Origin of the sequence: Arthrobacter sp. Soil764 (assembly GCF_001428075.1) — a bacterium.
In the GTDB taxonomy this organism is placed as follows: Bacteria; Actinomycetota; Actinomycetes; order Actinomycetales; family Micrococcaceae; genus Arthrobacter.
This window is the reverse complement of record NZ_LMSI01000002.1, coordinates 89,598-103,865: the sequence shown is the minus strand read 5'-3', so window position 1 is coordinate 103,865 and position 14,268 is coordinate 89,598. Positions and strand designations below refer to the sequence as shown.

General features: G+C 66.8%; 13 protein-coding genes. 4 read left to right on the top strand and 9 right to left on the bottom strand.

Annotation, left to right across the window (positions count from 1 at the left end; translation table 11 throughout):
- Positions 1–9 precede the first annotated feature (9 nt).
- Entirely contained in the window at positions 10–1,047 is a 1,038-nt protein-coding gene (locus tag ASG86_RS02830) for a nitronate monooxygenase (protein WP_082566647.1), read from the top strand.
- Between the two features lie 77 nt (positions 1,048–1,124).
- Here the strand turns inward: ASG86_RS02830 and ASG86_RS02825 are convergent, their stop codons facing one another.
- Positions 1,125–2,165 carry an NAD(P)-dependent alcohol dehydrogenase gene (locus ASG86_RS02825; RefSeq protein ID WP_056329970.1) on the bottom strand — a complete coding sequence of 347 codons (1,041 nt, stop codon included), beginning with the start codon at positions 2,163–2,165 and terminating at the stop codon, positions 1,125–1,127.
- Positions 2,166–2,400: 235 nt separating this feature from the next.
- Between ASG86_RS02825 and ASG86_RS02820 the strand changes: the two genes are divergently transcribed.
- Together ASG86_RS02820 and ASG86_RS02815 are read left to right on the top strand one after the other, a co-directional pair.
- Complete coding sequence (locus tag ASG86_RS02820) at positions 2,401–3,294, top strand: helix-turn-helix transcriptional regulator (RefSeq protein ID WP_056329967.1); 894 nt, start codon at positions 2,401–2,403, stop codon at positions 3,292–3,294.
- A 90-nt stretch (positions 3,295–3,384) separates the two neighbouring features.
- The gene (locus ASG86_RS02815) at positions 3,385–3,807 is read left to right on the top strand and encodes a universal stress protein (RefSeq protein WP_056329964.1); all 423 of its coding nucleotides are present in this window, start codon (positions 3,385–3,387) and stop codon (positions 3,805–3,807) included.
- Between the two features lie 61 nt (positions 3,808–3,868).
- On the opposite strand, the gene ASG86_RS02810 is transcribed toward ASG86_RS02815, so the two are convergent.
- From ASG86_RS02810 to ilvD, 5 genes are all read right to left on the bottom strand, one after another.
- Positions 3,869–4,282, bottom strand: a complete 414-nt coding sequence (locus ASG86_RS02810; RefSeq protein WP_056329961.1) for a (R)-mandelonitrile lyase — start codon at positions 4,280–4,282, stop codon at positions 3,869–3,871.
- A gap of 21 nt (positions 4,283–4,303) precedes the next feature.
- Complete coding sequence (locus tag ASG86_RS02805; RefSeq protein ID WP_056329957.1) at positions 4,304–5,530, bottom strand: MFS transporter; 1,227 nt, start codon at positions 5,528–5,530, stop codon at positions 4,304–4,306.
- 81 nt (positions 5,531–5,611) lie between these two features.
- Positions 5,612–6,520, bottom strand: a complete 909-nt coding sequence (locus tag ASG86_RS02800; protein WP_056329954.1) for a DUF817 domain-containing protein — start codon at positions 6,518–6,520, stop codon at positions 5,612–5,614.
- Positions 6,513–7,331: an oxygenase MpaB family protein gene (locus tag ASG86_RS02795; RefSeq protein WP_056329952.1), complete on the bottom strand. Its 819-nt coding sequence runs from the start codon at positions 7,329–7,331 to the stop codon at positions 6,513–6,515. The genes ASG86_RS02800 and ASG86_RS02795 overlap by 8 nt, the downstream gene beginning before the upstream one ends.
- A gap of 176 nt (positions 7,332–7,507) precedes the next feature.
- Positions 7,508–9,367, bottom strand: coding sequence for a dihydroxy-acid dehydratase (gene ilvD / locus ASG86_RS02790; RefSeq protein WP_056329949.1), 1,860 nt, complete (start codon positions 9,365–9,367; stop codon positions 7,508–7,510).
- A gap of 85 nt (positions 9,368–9,452) precedes the next feature.
- On the opposite strand from ilvD, the gene ASG86_RS02785 reads away from it, so the two are divergent.
- Positions 9,453–10,289: a helix-turn-helix transcriptional regulator gene (locus ASG86_RS02785; RefSeq protein WP_056329946.1), complete on the top strand. Its 837-nt coding sequence runs from the start codon at positions 9,453–9,455 to the stop codon at positions 10,287–10,289.
- Here ASG86_RS02785 and ASG86_RS02780 read toward each other — a convergent pair.
- From ASG86_RS02780 to ASG86_RS02770, 3 genes are all read right to left on the bottom strand, one after another.
- On the bottom strand, positions 10,286–11,518 hold the full coding sequence (locus ASG86_RS02780; protein WP_056330310.1) for an amidohydrolase: 1,233 nt from the start codon (positions 11,516–11,518) through the stop codon (positions 10,286–10,288). The genes ASG86_RS02785 and ASG86_RS02780 overlap by 4 nt on opposite strands.
- Before the next feature lie 133 nt (positions 11,519–11,651).
- The gene (locus ASG86_RS02775; RefSeq protein ID WP_056329945.1) at positions 11,652–12,599 is read right to left on the bottom strand and encodes a polysaccharide deacetylase family protein; all 948 of its coding nucleotides are present in this window, start codon (positions 12,597–12,599) and stop codon (positions 11,652–11,654) included.
- A 62-nt stretch (positions 12,600–12,661) separates the two neighbouring features.
- A complete protein-coding gene (locus ASG86_RS02770) occupies positions 12,662–14,212 on the bottom strand; it encodes a purine-cytosine permease family protein (RefSeq protein ID WP_056329942.1) in 1,551 nt (516 codons plus the stop codon).
- Between the last annotated feature and the right edge of the window lie 56 nt (positions 14,213–14,268).

Below are 14,268 nucleotides of genomic sequence, written 5' to 3'. Positions count from 1 at the left end.
GGAGGACACGTGGATACCCAGCACAACGCCAGCCGCTTCAATCCCGGGTCACTGGCCGTCCCGGTCATCCAGGCGCCGATGGCCGGCGGACCCTCCACCCCGCAACTCGCCGCCGCCGTCAGTGCCGCCGGCGGTCTGGGGTTCCTCGCGGCGGGCTATAAGACTGCGGCCGCCATGCGTTCCGAGATCGAAGCCGTCCGGTCGCTCACGGACCGGCCCTTCGGAGTGAACCTGTTCGTCCCCCAACCGTCGGTCATCAGCCCGGAGTCCCTGCAGCAGTACGCGGCGTCCCTGGCCGCCGACGCCGAACGCTTCGGTGTCAGCCTGGGAGAGCCACGGCATGACGACGACGACTGGGACAAGAAGCTCCAGGTCGTGCTGGAGCTCGCACCGGCGGTTGTTTCGTTCACCTTCGATGTTCCCGGTTCCGGGGTTGTCGAAGCGCTCCACGAACGCGGTGTCTATGTGATCGCCACGGTGACGGACCGCGGGGAAGCACTCCGGGCGCTTTCGGCAGGCGCCGATGCCCTGTGCGTCCAGGGCCCGGAAGCCGGCGGCCACCGGGGAACGTTCAAAGCGGCTGCTCCGCCTCCCACAGTGCCCCTGCACGGCATCCTCGAGGAGCTGGCCGATCTTGAGGTGCCGCTCATCGCAGCAGGCGGAATTGGGACGCGGGAGGATACGCGGGCTGCGCTCGACGTCGGTGCGGCTGCGGTCCAGTCGGGAACGGCTTTCCTCCTGGCCGATGAAGCAGGAACCAAGGCGGCGCACCGGGCGGCTTTGTCGCCGGCCGGGCGCTTCACCACCACCGCCGTCACCCGCGCCTTCTCCGGCCGCAATGCGCGCGGCCTGCACAACGAATTCATGCGCCGCCATGATGCGGATGCCCCGTACGGGTACCCGGAGATCCACCACCTGACCACTCCCCTGCGGGCCGCCGCCGCAGCCGCTGGAGAGCCGGATTGGCTGAACCTGTGGGCCGGCATCAACTACCGGCACACCATGGAAGGCCCCGCCGCGGCGGTCCTGACAAGCCTCGCGCCGTAGGTGCGCTGAACCTCCCTGCCGCGAACGACGGCGGGCCGGCCCCTTTCGGAGCCGGCCCGCCGTGCGTGGGTGGTGCTTTAGAGGGTGGCGGTGTCAATCACGAAGCGGTACCGGACGTCCGAGGCGAGGACGCGCTCGTAGGCCTCGTTGATCTTCTCTGCCGGAATGACCTCGATCTCGGCGCCCAGGCCGTGCTCAGCGCAGAAGTTGAGCATTTCCTGGGTCTCGCGGATGCCACCGATCATGGAACCGGCAAACGAGCGGCGGCCGCCGATCAGTGCGAAGGCGTTGACGGGGAGCGGCTCGGCGGGGGCACCGACGTTCACCAGGGCGCCGTCGAGCTTCAGCAGGCCCAGGTAGGAGCTGATGTCGATCGAGGCGCTGACCGTGTTGATGATCAGGTCGAAGCTGCCGGCGAGGTCGCTGAAGGTGCTCTCGTCGCTGGTGGCGTAGTAGTGGTCCGCGCCAAGCTTCAGGCCGTCTTCCTGCTTCTTCAGCGACTGGGACAGGACCGTTACGTCGGCGCCCATGGCGTGGGCGAGCTTGACGGCCATGTGGCCCAGGCCGCCGAGGCCGACGACAGCAACCTTCTTGCCGGGCCCGGCGCCCCAGTGCCGCAGTGGGGAGTAGGTGGTGATGCCGGCGCACAGCAGCGGTGCGGCGACGTCGAGCTCGATGCCCTCGGGGATGGTCACCACGAAGTCCTCGGTCACTACGACGTGGGTGGAGTAGCCGCCCTGGGTGATGGTGCCGTCGCGGTCAACGGCGCCGTAGGTGCCAACGTTTCCCTTGAGGCAGTACTGTTCCTCGCCCTTCTGGCAGTTGACGCACTCCATGCAGGAGTTGACCATGCAGCCAACACCAACGCGGTCGCCAACGGCGTGCCTGGTCACCTCGGAGCCAACCTCGGTGACGATGCCGGCGATCTCGTGGCCGGGTACCAGCGGGTACTGCTGCGGGCCCCAGTCGCCCCGGACGGTGTGGATGTCCGAGTGGCAGATGCCGGCGAACTTGATCTCGATCATGACGTCATGGGGACCCACTTCGCGGCGCTCAATGGTGGTTGCCACCAGGTCCTCCGTGGCGGACGGGGATGCATAAGCCTTGACGGTAGTCATGGTTCTCCTCTGATCTGTTGGGGATAACAAAAATGCTACCGGGGTTGTTCGGACCAAACCCCGGAAAAAGTGGGGACAACGTGGCCCTGTTGTACCTGGTCTTGGGAGTCCTACCCTGGCCGGCAGCCGGACAATCCCATCAAACCCGGCCCGGGACCCGCTAGCGAGGGTGCTGCTGTAACTGGTTCTGACAGAACCTCCTTAGGGCCGGACCATCCGTCGTAACGTGTTCCGTATGGATAACCGAGCCGAGGTACGACAGTTCCTGTCCTCCCGCCGTGGGCGCATTACCCCGGAGCAGGCAGGCATCGAACCGTACGGCGGACGGCGGCGGGTGCCGGGGCTGCGGCGCGAGGAAGTGGCCCGGCTGGCGGGGGTGAGCGTGGACTACTACACCCGCCTGGAACGCGGCAATCTCTCCGGCGTCTCGGACAGCGTGCTGGACGCCATTGCCGGCGCCCTGGAACTGGACCGCGCCGAGCACGACCACCTCTACGACCTGGCCCGTGCCGCCAACACCTCGGGCCGCAAGAGGGCCGCGGGAACGGGCGGTTCCGCCCCCTCGAAGGTCCGTCCGGAACTGCAGTACCTTTTGGACACCATCACCGGGGCGCCTGCCTTCATCGGCAACAACCGGCTGGACATCGTGGCCGCCAATACCCTGGGCTACGCCCTGTATTCGGACATGTACCGCAGCCCCGCACGGCCTGCAAACCACTCCCGCTTCATCTTCCTGGACCCGCGGGCCCACAACTTCTACACGGACTGGGACCGGGCCGCCAACACAAACGTGGCCATCCTCCGCCGTGAGGCCGGCCGCAACCCCCATGACAAGGGCATCGCCGAACTCATCGGTGAACTGTCCATGCGCAGCGATGAATTCCGAACGCTCTGGGCAGCCCACAATGTCCGCCGCCACTACGCGGGAACCAAGTTCTTCCAGCACCCGGTAGTGGGCCTCTTGGAACTGAATTACCAGGTCTTGGGCCTTGAAGAGGACCCGGGGCACACCCTCACCGTTTATCCCGCCACTCCCGGCAGCCCCTCTGAGGAAGCCCTCAAGCTCCTGGCATCCTGGGCCGTTACCGAGAACATCGCCGAAGCGGCGCAGGGCGAGATCCGCGCGTAACACTCTAAACCTGTGATTCGAGGACTTCCGGAGGGTACTGCCTAGACTGGCAGCTGAACGTTGATGCCAGGACTGGATAAAGGAGCAGGAATGAGCGGAGTAATCGTTGTAGGCGTGGACGCCAGCCCGTCGGCACGGAAGGCCGCGGAAGTGGCGCTGGGCCTGGCGGAGTCGCTGGGGGCATCCCTCCATGTGGTGACCGCCTTTGACGTCGAGAACGCCGAAACCTTCGGGGTGGGCTCGGATAAGGTACGGATCTCCAACGCGGACAGCTCGGAAATGGTGGCAAAGTCCCTCGGCGCATCGCATCCGGGAGTGGAAATCACCCACTTCGCTTCGCGCGGCAAGCCAGCCGATTCGCTCATCAAAGAAGCCATCCGCCTCGATGCCCGGCTGATCGTGGTGGGCAACCGCAGGATGCGCGGGATTGGCAGGCTCCTGGGCAGCGTCGCCAACAGCGTGGCGCACAACGCCCCGTGCGATGTCTACATCGCGAACACGTACGACGACTGACCTGACTTACACGGAAGGAGAGCGGACGACGCCGGGACCTCCCGCCGTCGTCCGCTCTCCTTTACGCAGTGGCCTGGTCAGGCGCGCCGTACTCCTCGTCGGTCACGTGATCGAGCCAAGTGACCACCTCTCCGTTTTCATCGGCTTCGTGCATGGCGACGTGCGCCATGAACCGCTCCGGGGTAGCCCCGTGCCAGTGCTCCTCGCCAGGCTCGATGTAGACCACGTCGCCGGGACGGATCTCCTGGACCTCCCCGCCGCGCCGGGCCACCAGCCCGATCCCGTCCGTGACGTAGAGGGTCTGGCCCTTGGGGTGGCGGTGCCAGGCAGTCCGGGCGCCGGGGGCAAACCGGACGTGCGCGCAGCCGATGGCCGACTGCTCATCAGGGTTCCGGATGCCGTCAATCTGCACGGTTCCGGTGAACCATTCCTTGGGGCCGGCTCCTGTCTGGCCCCCGCTCTTGGTGTACTTCATGTTCTCCTCCTCAGGGATGGGTTATGTGGTCTGGCGGGCCGTGGCCCGGGACGTCAGGAATGTCAGGACGGCGGCGATGGAAAGAATGGCCGCGGCGGCCAGGAACGTGGCCTGGTAGCCCGCAGAATCGAACAGCACGCCCCCGAGCGTGGATCCGATGGCGATGGACGTCTGGACCACCGCGACCATCAGGCCGCCGCCGGCTTCGGCGTCATCCGGCATCGCCTCCGCCAGCCAGCTCCACCAGCCGACGGGCGCGGCCGTGGACATCAGGCCCCAGAGGCCCAGCAGAACCACGACAGCGGCGATCCAGCCGCCGGCGGGAACGAGCGCTGCGGCAATGACCGCCATCAGCACCGGAATGATGACCAGCGTCCGGTACAGGCCCTTGCCCAGGAACCGGCCAATCAGCAGCGTTCCGGCGAAGCCCGCCACGCCGATCACCAGCAGGACGAGGGATACCGTGGCAACGTCCACGCGGGTCACGGTCTCCAGGAACGGGCGGATGTAGGTGAACAGGACGAACTGGCCCATGAAGAAGGATCCGCACGCAGCCATTCCCCAGGCGACGGGCCGGCTCCTAAGCCCGGCGAAAATCCCGAGCACGTTGCCGGATGCCCGTTTCTGGACCTTCATCGACGGCAGGCTGATCCACTGCCAGGCAAGGGCAAGCACCGCTATGGGCACCAGGCAAAAGAACGCGCCGCGCCAGCCGATGAGCGAGCCAAGGTAACTTCCCAGGGGTGCGGCCAGGACCGTGGCCAGGGCATTGCCGCCATTGAAGATCGCCAGGGCGCGCGGCACCTGGTGCGCCGGAACCAGCCGCATCGCGGTGGCTGCCGACATGGACCAGAAGCCGCCGATGACCACGCCGATGAGGGCACGGCCCACCATGAACAGCAGATACCCGGGTGCGGTGGCCACCAGCGCCCCGGAGACCGCCATCAGCGCCGTCAGGCCCAGCAGCAGGGTTTTACGGTTCATGCTGCCGGCCAGGGTGGAAACCGAGAGGCTGGTCACGACGGCGAAGACACCGGAAATCGCGATCCCCTGCCCAATCATCCCTTCTGAAACCTGCAGTTCGGCGGCCATCGGAGTGAGCAGGCTGACCGGCATGAACTCGGAGGCGATCAGCGCGAAGACGCACAGCGACATCGCGAAGACACCGCCCCAGCGGGCCTGGTGGTGTCCGCGGGTGTCTGCTGGCTGCGGTTTGCTGGAATTGATGACTGTTGTTTCGGGGGGCATGTTCCCTATCAAACCGTGCTCCCTTTTCCCTAGCGAGGGCCCTGCTGAAACGGGTCTTGCCAGACCCCCCTTACGGCCCCCTTACCGCAAGGCAGCCGACGACGGGACCTCCCGCCGTCGTGCCTCATCCACTACCAGGGGCTGGGGCTTGTAGACCCAGGCCACCAGCACCACGGAGATGATCATCAGCAGGAACCAGGCCACCAGTTTCTCCAGGCCCACGGGGTGCCAGCCGTCCACCTGGCTGGGGTAGAGCCAGGCGCCTGACCAGGTGGCGATGTTCTCAGCCAGCCAGATGAACACCGCCACCAGCAGGAACGAGACCACCAGCGGCATGCGGAACACCCGGCGGAACACCCGGAAGTGCATCACACACCGGCCATAGACGAGGACGACGGCGACGAGCAGCACCCAGCGCAGGTCCCAGATGTAGTGGTGGGTGAAGAAGTTGGCATAGATCGCGGCAGCGACGACGGCGGTGATCCACCGGCGGGGGTAGGCAGTGAACCTCAGGTCGAAAAGCCGGTAGACGCGCACCATGTAGGAGCCCACGGCCGCATACATGAAGCCACTGAAAAGCGGTACGGCCCCGATGCGCAGGACGCCTTCGGCATCGTAGGACCAGGAGCCCACGTCCGTCTTGAACAGCTCCATGACGGTCCCCACCAGGTGGAACAGCACGATGACCCGCAGTTCCCGCAGCGTCTCCAGTTTGAACACAACCATCAGGATCTGGATGATCACGGCGGTGATCGTCAGGAAGTCGTTGCGCGCCAGGCCGGCAGTGTCCGGGTACCAGAGCCTTGCTGCCATGAGCGCTGCCAAAAGAGCTGCGCCAAAGATGCAGGCCCAGCCCTGTTTGAGGACGAAAACCGCGAACTCGACCATTTTTGCTTTGCCGCCGCCGGCCGGGGCTGCGGCCAGGACACGGCGGGCCCGTTCGTCGATCCGCCGCTCAACCGGTGGTGAACCGGGTTTTGGGCTAGGCACTGATCCCCAGATGCTGGCTTGGCTGGGGGTTCCTTTTCAGGTCCCTGTCGAGTTCGCGCAGGCAGTAATCCTTGAACCAGTACCTGATGCCCGGCGGCAGCTTTGGGTAGGCCACGGCCAGGATTCGGAACGTCCGGTGGAAGCGGCGCTCGTGCTGGTCGCTCCAGGCCAGGCCGAAATCTTTCCGCAGCTGCTCGGGAAGGAGCCCGGCGGTGAGGAACCTGGCCGGAGGGATGATGGCGCGGTACCAAAGGGCGGTGTGCCTGGGAAACAGCAGGCCGCGGGCAACCCTCACACCGGGGTACTCCGCCCGCAGGGTGGAGACGCGTTCTGCCCAGTAGCGGCCGAACTCGGCCCGGTCCTTCGGCCACATGCCCGGCGGAAGCTGCAGGGCGGTGCCAATCCGCGCGTAGTCCCGGTACATCGCGTCGGCAGCGGCGTCGTCCAGCGGGCCGTAGATTTTCTCAATGATGGTGAGAGCGGTGTCGTAGAGCGTGGCCACCACCCAGAGCTGCAGCTCCGGATCAAAGGCGCTGTATCCGGCGGAGGCTTTATCTGCGGGCCGTCGAACGGGAACGTGGGCCCGGTTTACCCTGCGGCGGACCTCCTTCACCTGCTCGTCGTTTCCGTAGACCACCGCGTAGACGTAGGTCAGTGTGCCTTTAAGCCTGTTGACGGGGCGCTCGGTGAACGTACTGTGTTCGGCCACGCCCCTGCCGATTCCCGGATTGGCAAGCTGCAGCAGGATGGCTCGACCTGCCCCAGCAAGCAGGATGCCTTCCGCACGGTAATCGGAAAATTCCTGCACCATGTCAACAGGGTACCGTCACCGCAGGAGGCTGAAACCGGACCTTTGGCCCGTTGACATGGGACGTCATGGCGTCCCCCGTACGCGCTTCAGGTGTGGCGCGGCATGCCCGGGCGGGGGAGGGCTGAAGGACCTGCCTCTCCCCTCCCCCCGCCGGCAGCCGCGTTACCGCTCCAGCGTTACCGCTCCAGCAGGGACACGTCCCGGACGGCGCCCTTGTCCGCGGAGGTGGCCATGGCGGCGTAGGCGCGCAGGGCAGCGGACACCTGGCGGTCCCGGTCCTTGGGCTTGTACCCGCCGTTGACCAGCAGTTTCTCGCGGCGTTCTGCCAGGATCTCGTCGGAGACCTCCAGCTGCAGGGAGCGCTGCGTGATGTCGATGCTGATGATGTCGCCGTCCTCCACCAGGGCGATGGCGCCCCCGGAGGCAGCCTCCGGGGAGATGTGGCCGATTGACAGGCCGGAGGTGCCGCCGGAGAAGCGGCCGTCCGTGATGAGGGCGCACTTCTTGCCCAGGCCGCGGCCCTTGAGGAAGGACGTGGGGTAGAGCATCTCCTGCATGCCCGGACCGCCCTTGGGGCCTTCGTAGCGGATGACCACCACGTCGCCCTCCTTGATGGTCTTGTTCAGGATCTTTTCCACTGCCTCGTCCTGGGACTCGCACACCACGGCCGGGCCGGAGAAGGTCCAGATGGACTCGTCCACGCCGGCGGTCTTCACCACGGCGCCGTCGATGGCCACGTTGCCGCGGAGCACGGCCAGGCCGCCGTCCTTGGAGTAGGCGTGCTCCACGGAGCGGATGCAGCCTTCGGCGGCGTCGGTGTCCAGGGAGGTCCATACATTTGACTGGGAGAACGCGGTGGAGGAGCGGACGCCGCCGGGAGCCGCATGCCAGAGCGCTTTTGCTTCTTCGGTGGCCTTGCCGCCTCGGATGTCCCAGTCGTCCAGCCAGCCGTCCAGGTCATTGGAGTGCACGGAGTGGACGTCCTTGTGCAGGAGGCCGCCGCGGTTCAGCTCGCCCAGCAGTGCCGGGATGCCGCCTGCGCGGTGCACGTCCTCCATGTAGTAGGTCTTGTCCTTGGCCACGTTCGGTGCCACCTTGGCCAGGCAGGGCACCTGGCGCGATTTGGCGTCCATCTCGGCCAGGCCATAATCCACGCCCGCCTCCTGGGCCGCGGCGAGCAGGTGCAGGATGGTGTTGGTGGAGCCGCCCATGGAGATGTCCAGGGCCATGGCATTGTCGAAGGCCTTGGCGGTGGCAATGGAGCGCGGCAGCACTGACTCGTCGTCGCCGTCGTAGTAGCGCTTGACGAGGTCGACGACGGTGCGGCCGGCTTTCTCGTACAGCGCCTTCCGCGCGGTGTGGGTGGCCAGCACGGAGCCGTTGCCGGGCAGGGCCAGACCGATGGCCTCGGCAAGGCAGTTCATGGAGTTGGCCGTGAACATGCCGGAGCAGGAACCGCAGGTGGGGCAGGCGTTCTCTTCGATGAGGTTGATGTCAGCATCGGAGATGGATTCGTCCACGGCATCGGCAATGGCATTGACCAGGTCCAGCGAGCGGACGGAGCCGTCGGTCAGGGTCACGCGGCCGGCCTCCATGGGGCCGCCGGAGACGAAGACCACGGGGATGTTCAGGCGCAGCGCGGCCATGAGCATGCCCGGGGTGATCTTGTCGCAGTTGGAGATGCAGACCAGGGCGTCGGCGCAGTGGGCGTTGACCATGTACTCCACGGAGTCGGCGATCAGGTCACGGGAAGGCAGCGAATAGAGCATGCCGCTGTGGCCCATGGCGATGCCGTCGTCCACGGCAATGGTGTTGAACTCGCGCGGCACGGCGCCGGCGGCAAGGATCGCGTCCGAGACGATCCGGCCCACGGGGGCGAGGTGGGTGTGGCCGGGAACGAATTCGGTGAAGCTGTTGGCCACGGCGATGATCGGCTTGCCGATGTCAGAGTTGGCGACGCCGGAGGCGCGCAGCAGTGCGCGGGCGCCGGCCATGTTGCGGCCATGGGTGACTGTTTTTGAGCGGAGTGCAGGCATGGTTACCATCCTGCTGGCCCGGGCAGCCGGGTGGAAGACGGCGCTGCTACTAGTAGTAGGAGTACCAGAGTAATAGTATTTACGGGTGAGTGATCCCGGCCGGCGCAAAGAACTTGGCCTCTTCCTGCGGGCCCGCCGGGACCAGGCGCTGCGGGCCGATTACGGCCTGCCGCCGATCGGCCGCAGCCGCGAGCGCGGGCTCCGCCGCGAAGAGGTGGCCTTCCTGTCCGGCGTCAGCGTCACCTGGTATACCTGGCTTGAACAGGGCAGGGACATCAGCCCGTCACGCCAGGTCCTGGAAGCCCTCAGCCGCGCGCTGCATCTTTCCCCCACCGGCCTTGGCTATGTCCTGTCCCTTGGCGGCTACGCATCCGCCGCCCCTGCCGGCCCCGCGGCAGACACCGCCCCACCCCATATCCAGCGGCTGATGGATGCGCTGGACCCGAGTCCGTCCTTTGCCCTGTTCCCGGACTGGGGCGTGGCCGGCTGGAACAAGGCCTATGCGGCGCTCTACCCGAACATCGCCACGGTGCCGCCGGCGGACCGGAACCTGCTGTGGCTGGTGTTCACGGACCCCTATGTCCGGGACCTGCTCCCGGACTGGGACACCACCAGCAAGCGGTTCCTTGCCGAGTTCCGGGCCGAAACCGGTCAGCGGCTGGGCGATCCTGACATTCAATACCAGGTGGAACGGCTCAAGGAAGCCAGCCCGGAGTTCCGGCAGGGCTGGGACCTGTACGACATCCTGGGCTTCGAATCCCGCGAGCGGCTTTTCCACCACCCGGCAGTGGGGGTCCTCCAGCTCGAACACCACCAGGTCTCCCCCTCCGACCGCCCGGACCTGCACATCGTGGTGTACACGCCGGCCCCGGGCAGCGATGCCGCAGCACAGATGACGTCACTCATGGCCGTGGCCGGCTAAACAGTCCCCGCAAGGAACGCGAGCGCGGCGGCGGCCTGGGCCCGGGTGGCCACGCCGAGGGTGGGGTCCACGGCGGGCAGGAACGACGGCGAGTGGTTGGCCGGGATGTCCGCGTCCAACGTGCCGTTGGCCACTGCCCGCCGGTAGGTTTCCGGGGGCGCGGAGCCGACCACCCAGTACACGTAGGGGATGCCGAATGCGTCGGGGATGCGGCTGAAGTCCTCGGATGCCGTCTGTGGGGCGGTGCGGTAAACGGCGTCAGCACCGAAGGTCCTGGTGAAGGCTGCCGTGACCCGGGCGTTGGCTTGAGCGTCATTGCTGGTCAGCGGGTACTGATCGTAATACTCGAACTCCGGTTCCTGCGGACAGCCTGCAGCTATGCACTCGCCGCGCACAATCCGCTCGATCGCGGCCATCATCGCCGCCCGCACCTCCATGCTGTATGTGCGGAGATTGAGCAGCAGCTCGGCCCGGTCCGGGATGATATTGGCCGTGGCCCCGGCCGTCACGGATCCAACGGTCAGCACGGCGAATTCCCCCGGCGTCGTTTCGCGGGACACCACCGTCTGCAGGCGGAGGACAATTGAGGCGGCCAGCACCACCGGATCGACTGATTTGTGCGGCATGGAGCCGTGGGCACCGCGGCCGTGGACGGTGATCCGCACCGAGTCGCCTGCCGACAGCACAGGGCCCGGGGTGGTGCCGATGGTTCCTGCCTCGGTAGGCATGACGTGCTGGGCCAGCGCGACGTCCGGCCGCGGGATGCCGGCGGCCAGGCCGTCGTCGAGCATTACCTGCGAGCCCGCCGCCGTCTCCTCCGCCGGCTGGAACAGCACGGTGTAGGTGCCTTGCCAGATATGGAGGTGCTCAGACAGGTACTTTGCCGCGCCGAGCAGGGCCACCACGTGCATGTCATGGGCGCAGGCGTGCATCACGCCTGGGGTGGTGGAGGCGTAGTTTGCCCCCGTCGCCTCGGTGACCGGGAGGGCGTCCATGTCCGCCCGGGCCAGTACGCCCGGGCCGGCTCCGTTGGCAAGGACGCCCACCACGCCAGTGCCGCCGAACTGCCGGACATCGAAACCCCAGCCGGCCAGTTGCGCCGCAACGGCTGCGGAGGTCTGGTGTTCGGCAAGGCCGAGTTCCGGGTGCCGGTGGAACTGCTCGTAGAGCGGGACCTGCCAGGCCAGCTCCCACTCAATGCCGTCGGTACCGCTGCGCACAATTTCCATCGAAGGCTCCTCCCGGCGGGCTGCACCGGCCCTTCCGGCCACCATAGGCTGCGCCGGCCGATGGTGTCCATGAGCAGCAAGAAGCGGCCGGTGGCGGGAGATCCACCACCGGCCGCTTCCTTGCCCGCGGACGCTAGGCCAGCACCCCCTGCCGCACCACAGCCGGCTTGAACTGCGCACCCGCGCCCGGGAATACCGGCACGTCAATCCGCGCGTGGGTGTGGACCTCGGTGACCGTGGCCTTGGTGTGCAGCGCAATCTGTTCCATGGTGGTCACCCACATGCCGTCCATCGACTTCACCCGCTCGATGAGCTGCTCCAGCGCCACCGCCTTGGACGGCCGGCCGGAGATGAACGGGTGGTTGGTCAGCACGAAGCAGCTGCCCTGGGAGTGGTGGGCCTCGGCTTCGAGGGCCCACATCTCCAGGACCTTGCCCGGGCTTTCGATGACGCCGCTGCCCGTCACGCCGGGGTAGAAGGCGTACTGTTCCCAGTCGTCAAGGGTCCAGTCCACCGGAATCTCCACGATGTCCCGGGGATCGTCCGCGGCAACGGCGAAGCGGTAGGGGGCGTCGCCGTCGAGCAGGCTGGAATCGTAGAGGAAGCCGCGGTCCGCCAGCAGCCCCGGGGAGTGCCAGTTAAGTTCCCACCAAGGCGCCCGGTAGCCCACCGGCCGGACTCCGGCCACCTTGGCCAGGGCTTCCAGGCCGCGGTCGATGTAGTCGGCTTCGGTGGCGGCGTCGATGCCCTGCATTGGTTCGTGCAGGTAGCCGTGGTGCGCTACCTCGTGCCCGCCGTCCACAATCCGCCGCACCACGTCCGGGTAGGACTCGGCGGTGAAGCCGGGGATGAAGAAGGTGGCCCGGATGTCCTGGCGGGCCAGGATCGCCAGGAGCCGCGGCACCGCGACCTTCGGGCCGTAGGACTGGTGGCTCATCAGCGACATCCGCCGGGTGCTGCTGGGATCGTGGGCAATGGTGCAGGATTCGGCGTCCACATCGAAGGTGAAGGATGCGGCGGCCTTGGCGCCGTCCGGCCAGGTGATGGGATGCAGGGCGTCCGCGATGGCGGGCTGGTTCACGGGAAATCCTTTCTGGCGGGCGCAGTGCACCCGCCAGGTGTGGGGGAAGAAGGTGGGGTTGCCTAGAGGGCGGGAAGGGCGGGCGAGCTCTCCGCCGCCGTGCCGTCTGTTCCGGGAGCGGCATCCGCCTTCTGTGCGGCGCGGGGCTCCAGGGCCAGGTAGCGGATGTGCTGCCGCGGCCCGAGGATGGCGTACACCCCGGCGCTGGTCAGTCCGCCGGCCAGCCAGGACAGGTCCCAGCCGCCCAGGGCCACTGCGATGGGGCCCTGCATGATGGGGATCAGTCCGTACATGAACAGCCAGGTGGCGAAGATGCCGGCCAGGAGGGCAATGATGCCCGCCCAATTGACGCCGGGCAGCCGCTTGGTGCCCACGCCGTCGAACAGGCGCTCCGGCTCACCGGGCCAGCGCTTGTCCAGCCAGAAGTAGTGCACCAGCATGATTCCGCCCCAGGCGGCCACCCAGGCCACCAGGCCGATCAGCCAGGCGTCGAGCACCGCGGCGAAGTCCTCCTGGAAGATGAAGAAGACGACGGCGGCGAGCGAGAAGACGCCGACGAACAGGTTGAGCTTGCGGCGGCTGATGGAGATGTCCAGGGCCTGGGTGGCCACGGAGAAGGTGTAGATGTTCAGGATGTTGGTGGCGATGGGGCCGTGGAGCACCATGAGCAGCACCGGCAGCGCCATGGCGCCGAAGTTCAGGACGATCAGTTTGCCGGGATCGATTTCCCCGCTGTTGGTGGCCAGGCTTGCGCCCAGGACACCGAGCCACACCACGGGGATGAACTGGCCCAGCACGGAGGCCAGGTAGACCTTCTTCTTGGGGACGCTGGTGCTGACGAACCGGGAGTAGTCAGCGGCGTAGGTGAACCAGGTGATGCCCCAGCCGATGCCGATGGCGGTCATGACGGCGCTCATGGCGGCGATGCGCTCGGAGCCTTCCAGGATGGCGCCGGCGGGTCCGGCGTAGCCCCAGTCGATGTCCATGCCGAACCAGGCCACGGCGGACATGACGGCCAGGATGAGGATGGTGGGCGGTACGGTCCATTTTTCGAAGGCTGCGATGGCCTTGTAGCCGAACCAGGCGATGGCCACCTGCAGGGCCATGATGAAGGTGGCGACGCCGATCTTCCAGCCGTAGTTGGGGGCGTCAGGGTCAACCCAGCCGAGGGTTCCGAAGAGCGCCATGACCAGGTCCAGGATGATCCAGGTATTGACCGCGCACCAGCCGATGACCAGCAGGGCCTGGATGGCGGCCGGCAGGTAGTTGCCGCGACGGCCGAACGCCGCCCGGGCCAGGACCATGCCGGTGGCGCCGGTCTTCCGGCCCAGGAGGACGAAGCAGCCAAAGAGCAGCATGCCGATCAGGTTGCCCAGGACTAGGACGGTGACGGTGTCCGCAAGTCCGAGTCCCAACTGGATGCCGAGTGCCCCCAGCACCCAGTTGATGGGTGCCAGGTTGGCGCCCGCCCAGATCCAGAACTGGCCGGATACCTTGCGTGTTCGTGCTGATTCAGGGATGGGCTGCAGCCAGGCTTCGTGGTCCACGACGTTGTGGTCCTGCGTGCCCTGGGCGGGTTGGCCGTGCGTGGCTGGTGAAAGCTTTTCTTGCATGGGGGCCTCCGTGAGGTGGATAAGTACCAAAAGGCTATGTGGCCCCCATCACAAGT

Excerpts from the sequence above, each read along its gene's own strand:
- ASG86_RS02805 (WP_056329957.1), bottom strand. The coding sequence starts at position 5,530 with ATGCCCCCCGAAACAACAGTCATCAATTCCAGCAAACCGCAGCCAGCA.
- ASG86_RS02825 (WP_056329970.1), bottom strand. The coding sequence starts at position 2,165 with ATGACTACCGTCAAGGCTTATGCATCCCCGTCCGCCACGGAGGACCTG.
- ASG86_RS02810 (WP_056329961.1), bottom strand. The coding sequence starts at position 4,282 with ATGAAGTACACCAAGAGCGGGGGCCAGACAGGAGCCGGCCCCAAGGAA.
- ASG86_RS02820 (WP_056329967.1), top strand. The coding sequence starts at position 2,401 with ATGGATAACCGAGCCGAGGTACGACAGTTCCTGTCCTCCCGCCGTGGG.
- ilvD (WP_056329949.1), bottom strand. The coding sequence starts at position 9,367 with ATGCCTGCACTCCGCTCAAAAACAGTCACCCATGGCCGCAACATGGCC.
- ASG86_RS02815 (WP_056329964.1), top strand. The coding sequence starts at position 3,385 with ATGAGCGGAGTAATCGTTGTAGGCGTGGACGCCAGCCCGTCGGCACGG.
- ASG86_RS02780 (WP_056330310.1), bottom strand. The coding sequence starts at position 11,518 with ATGGAAATTGTGCGCAGCGGTACCGACGGCATTGAGTGGGAGCTGGCC.
- ASG86_RS02770 (WP_056329942.1), bottom strand. The coding sequence starts at position 14,212 with ATGCAAGAAAAGCTTTCACCAGCCACGCACGGCCAACCCGCCCAGGGC.
- ASG86_RS02795 (WP_056329952.1), bottom strand. The coding sequence starts at position 7,331 with ATGGTGCAGGAATTTTCCGATTACCGTGCGGAAGGCATCCTGCTTGCT.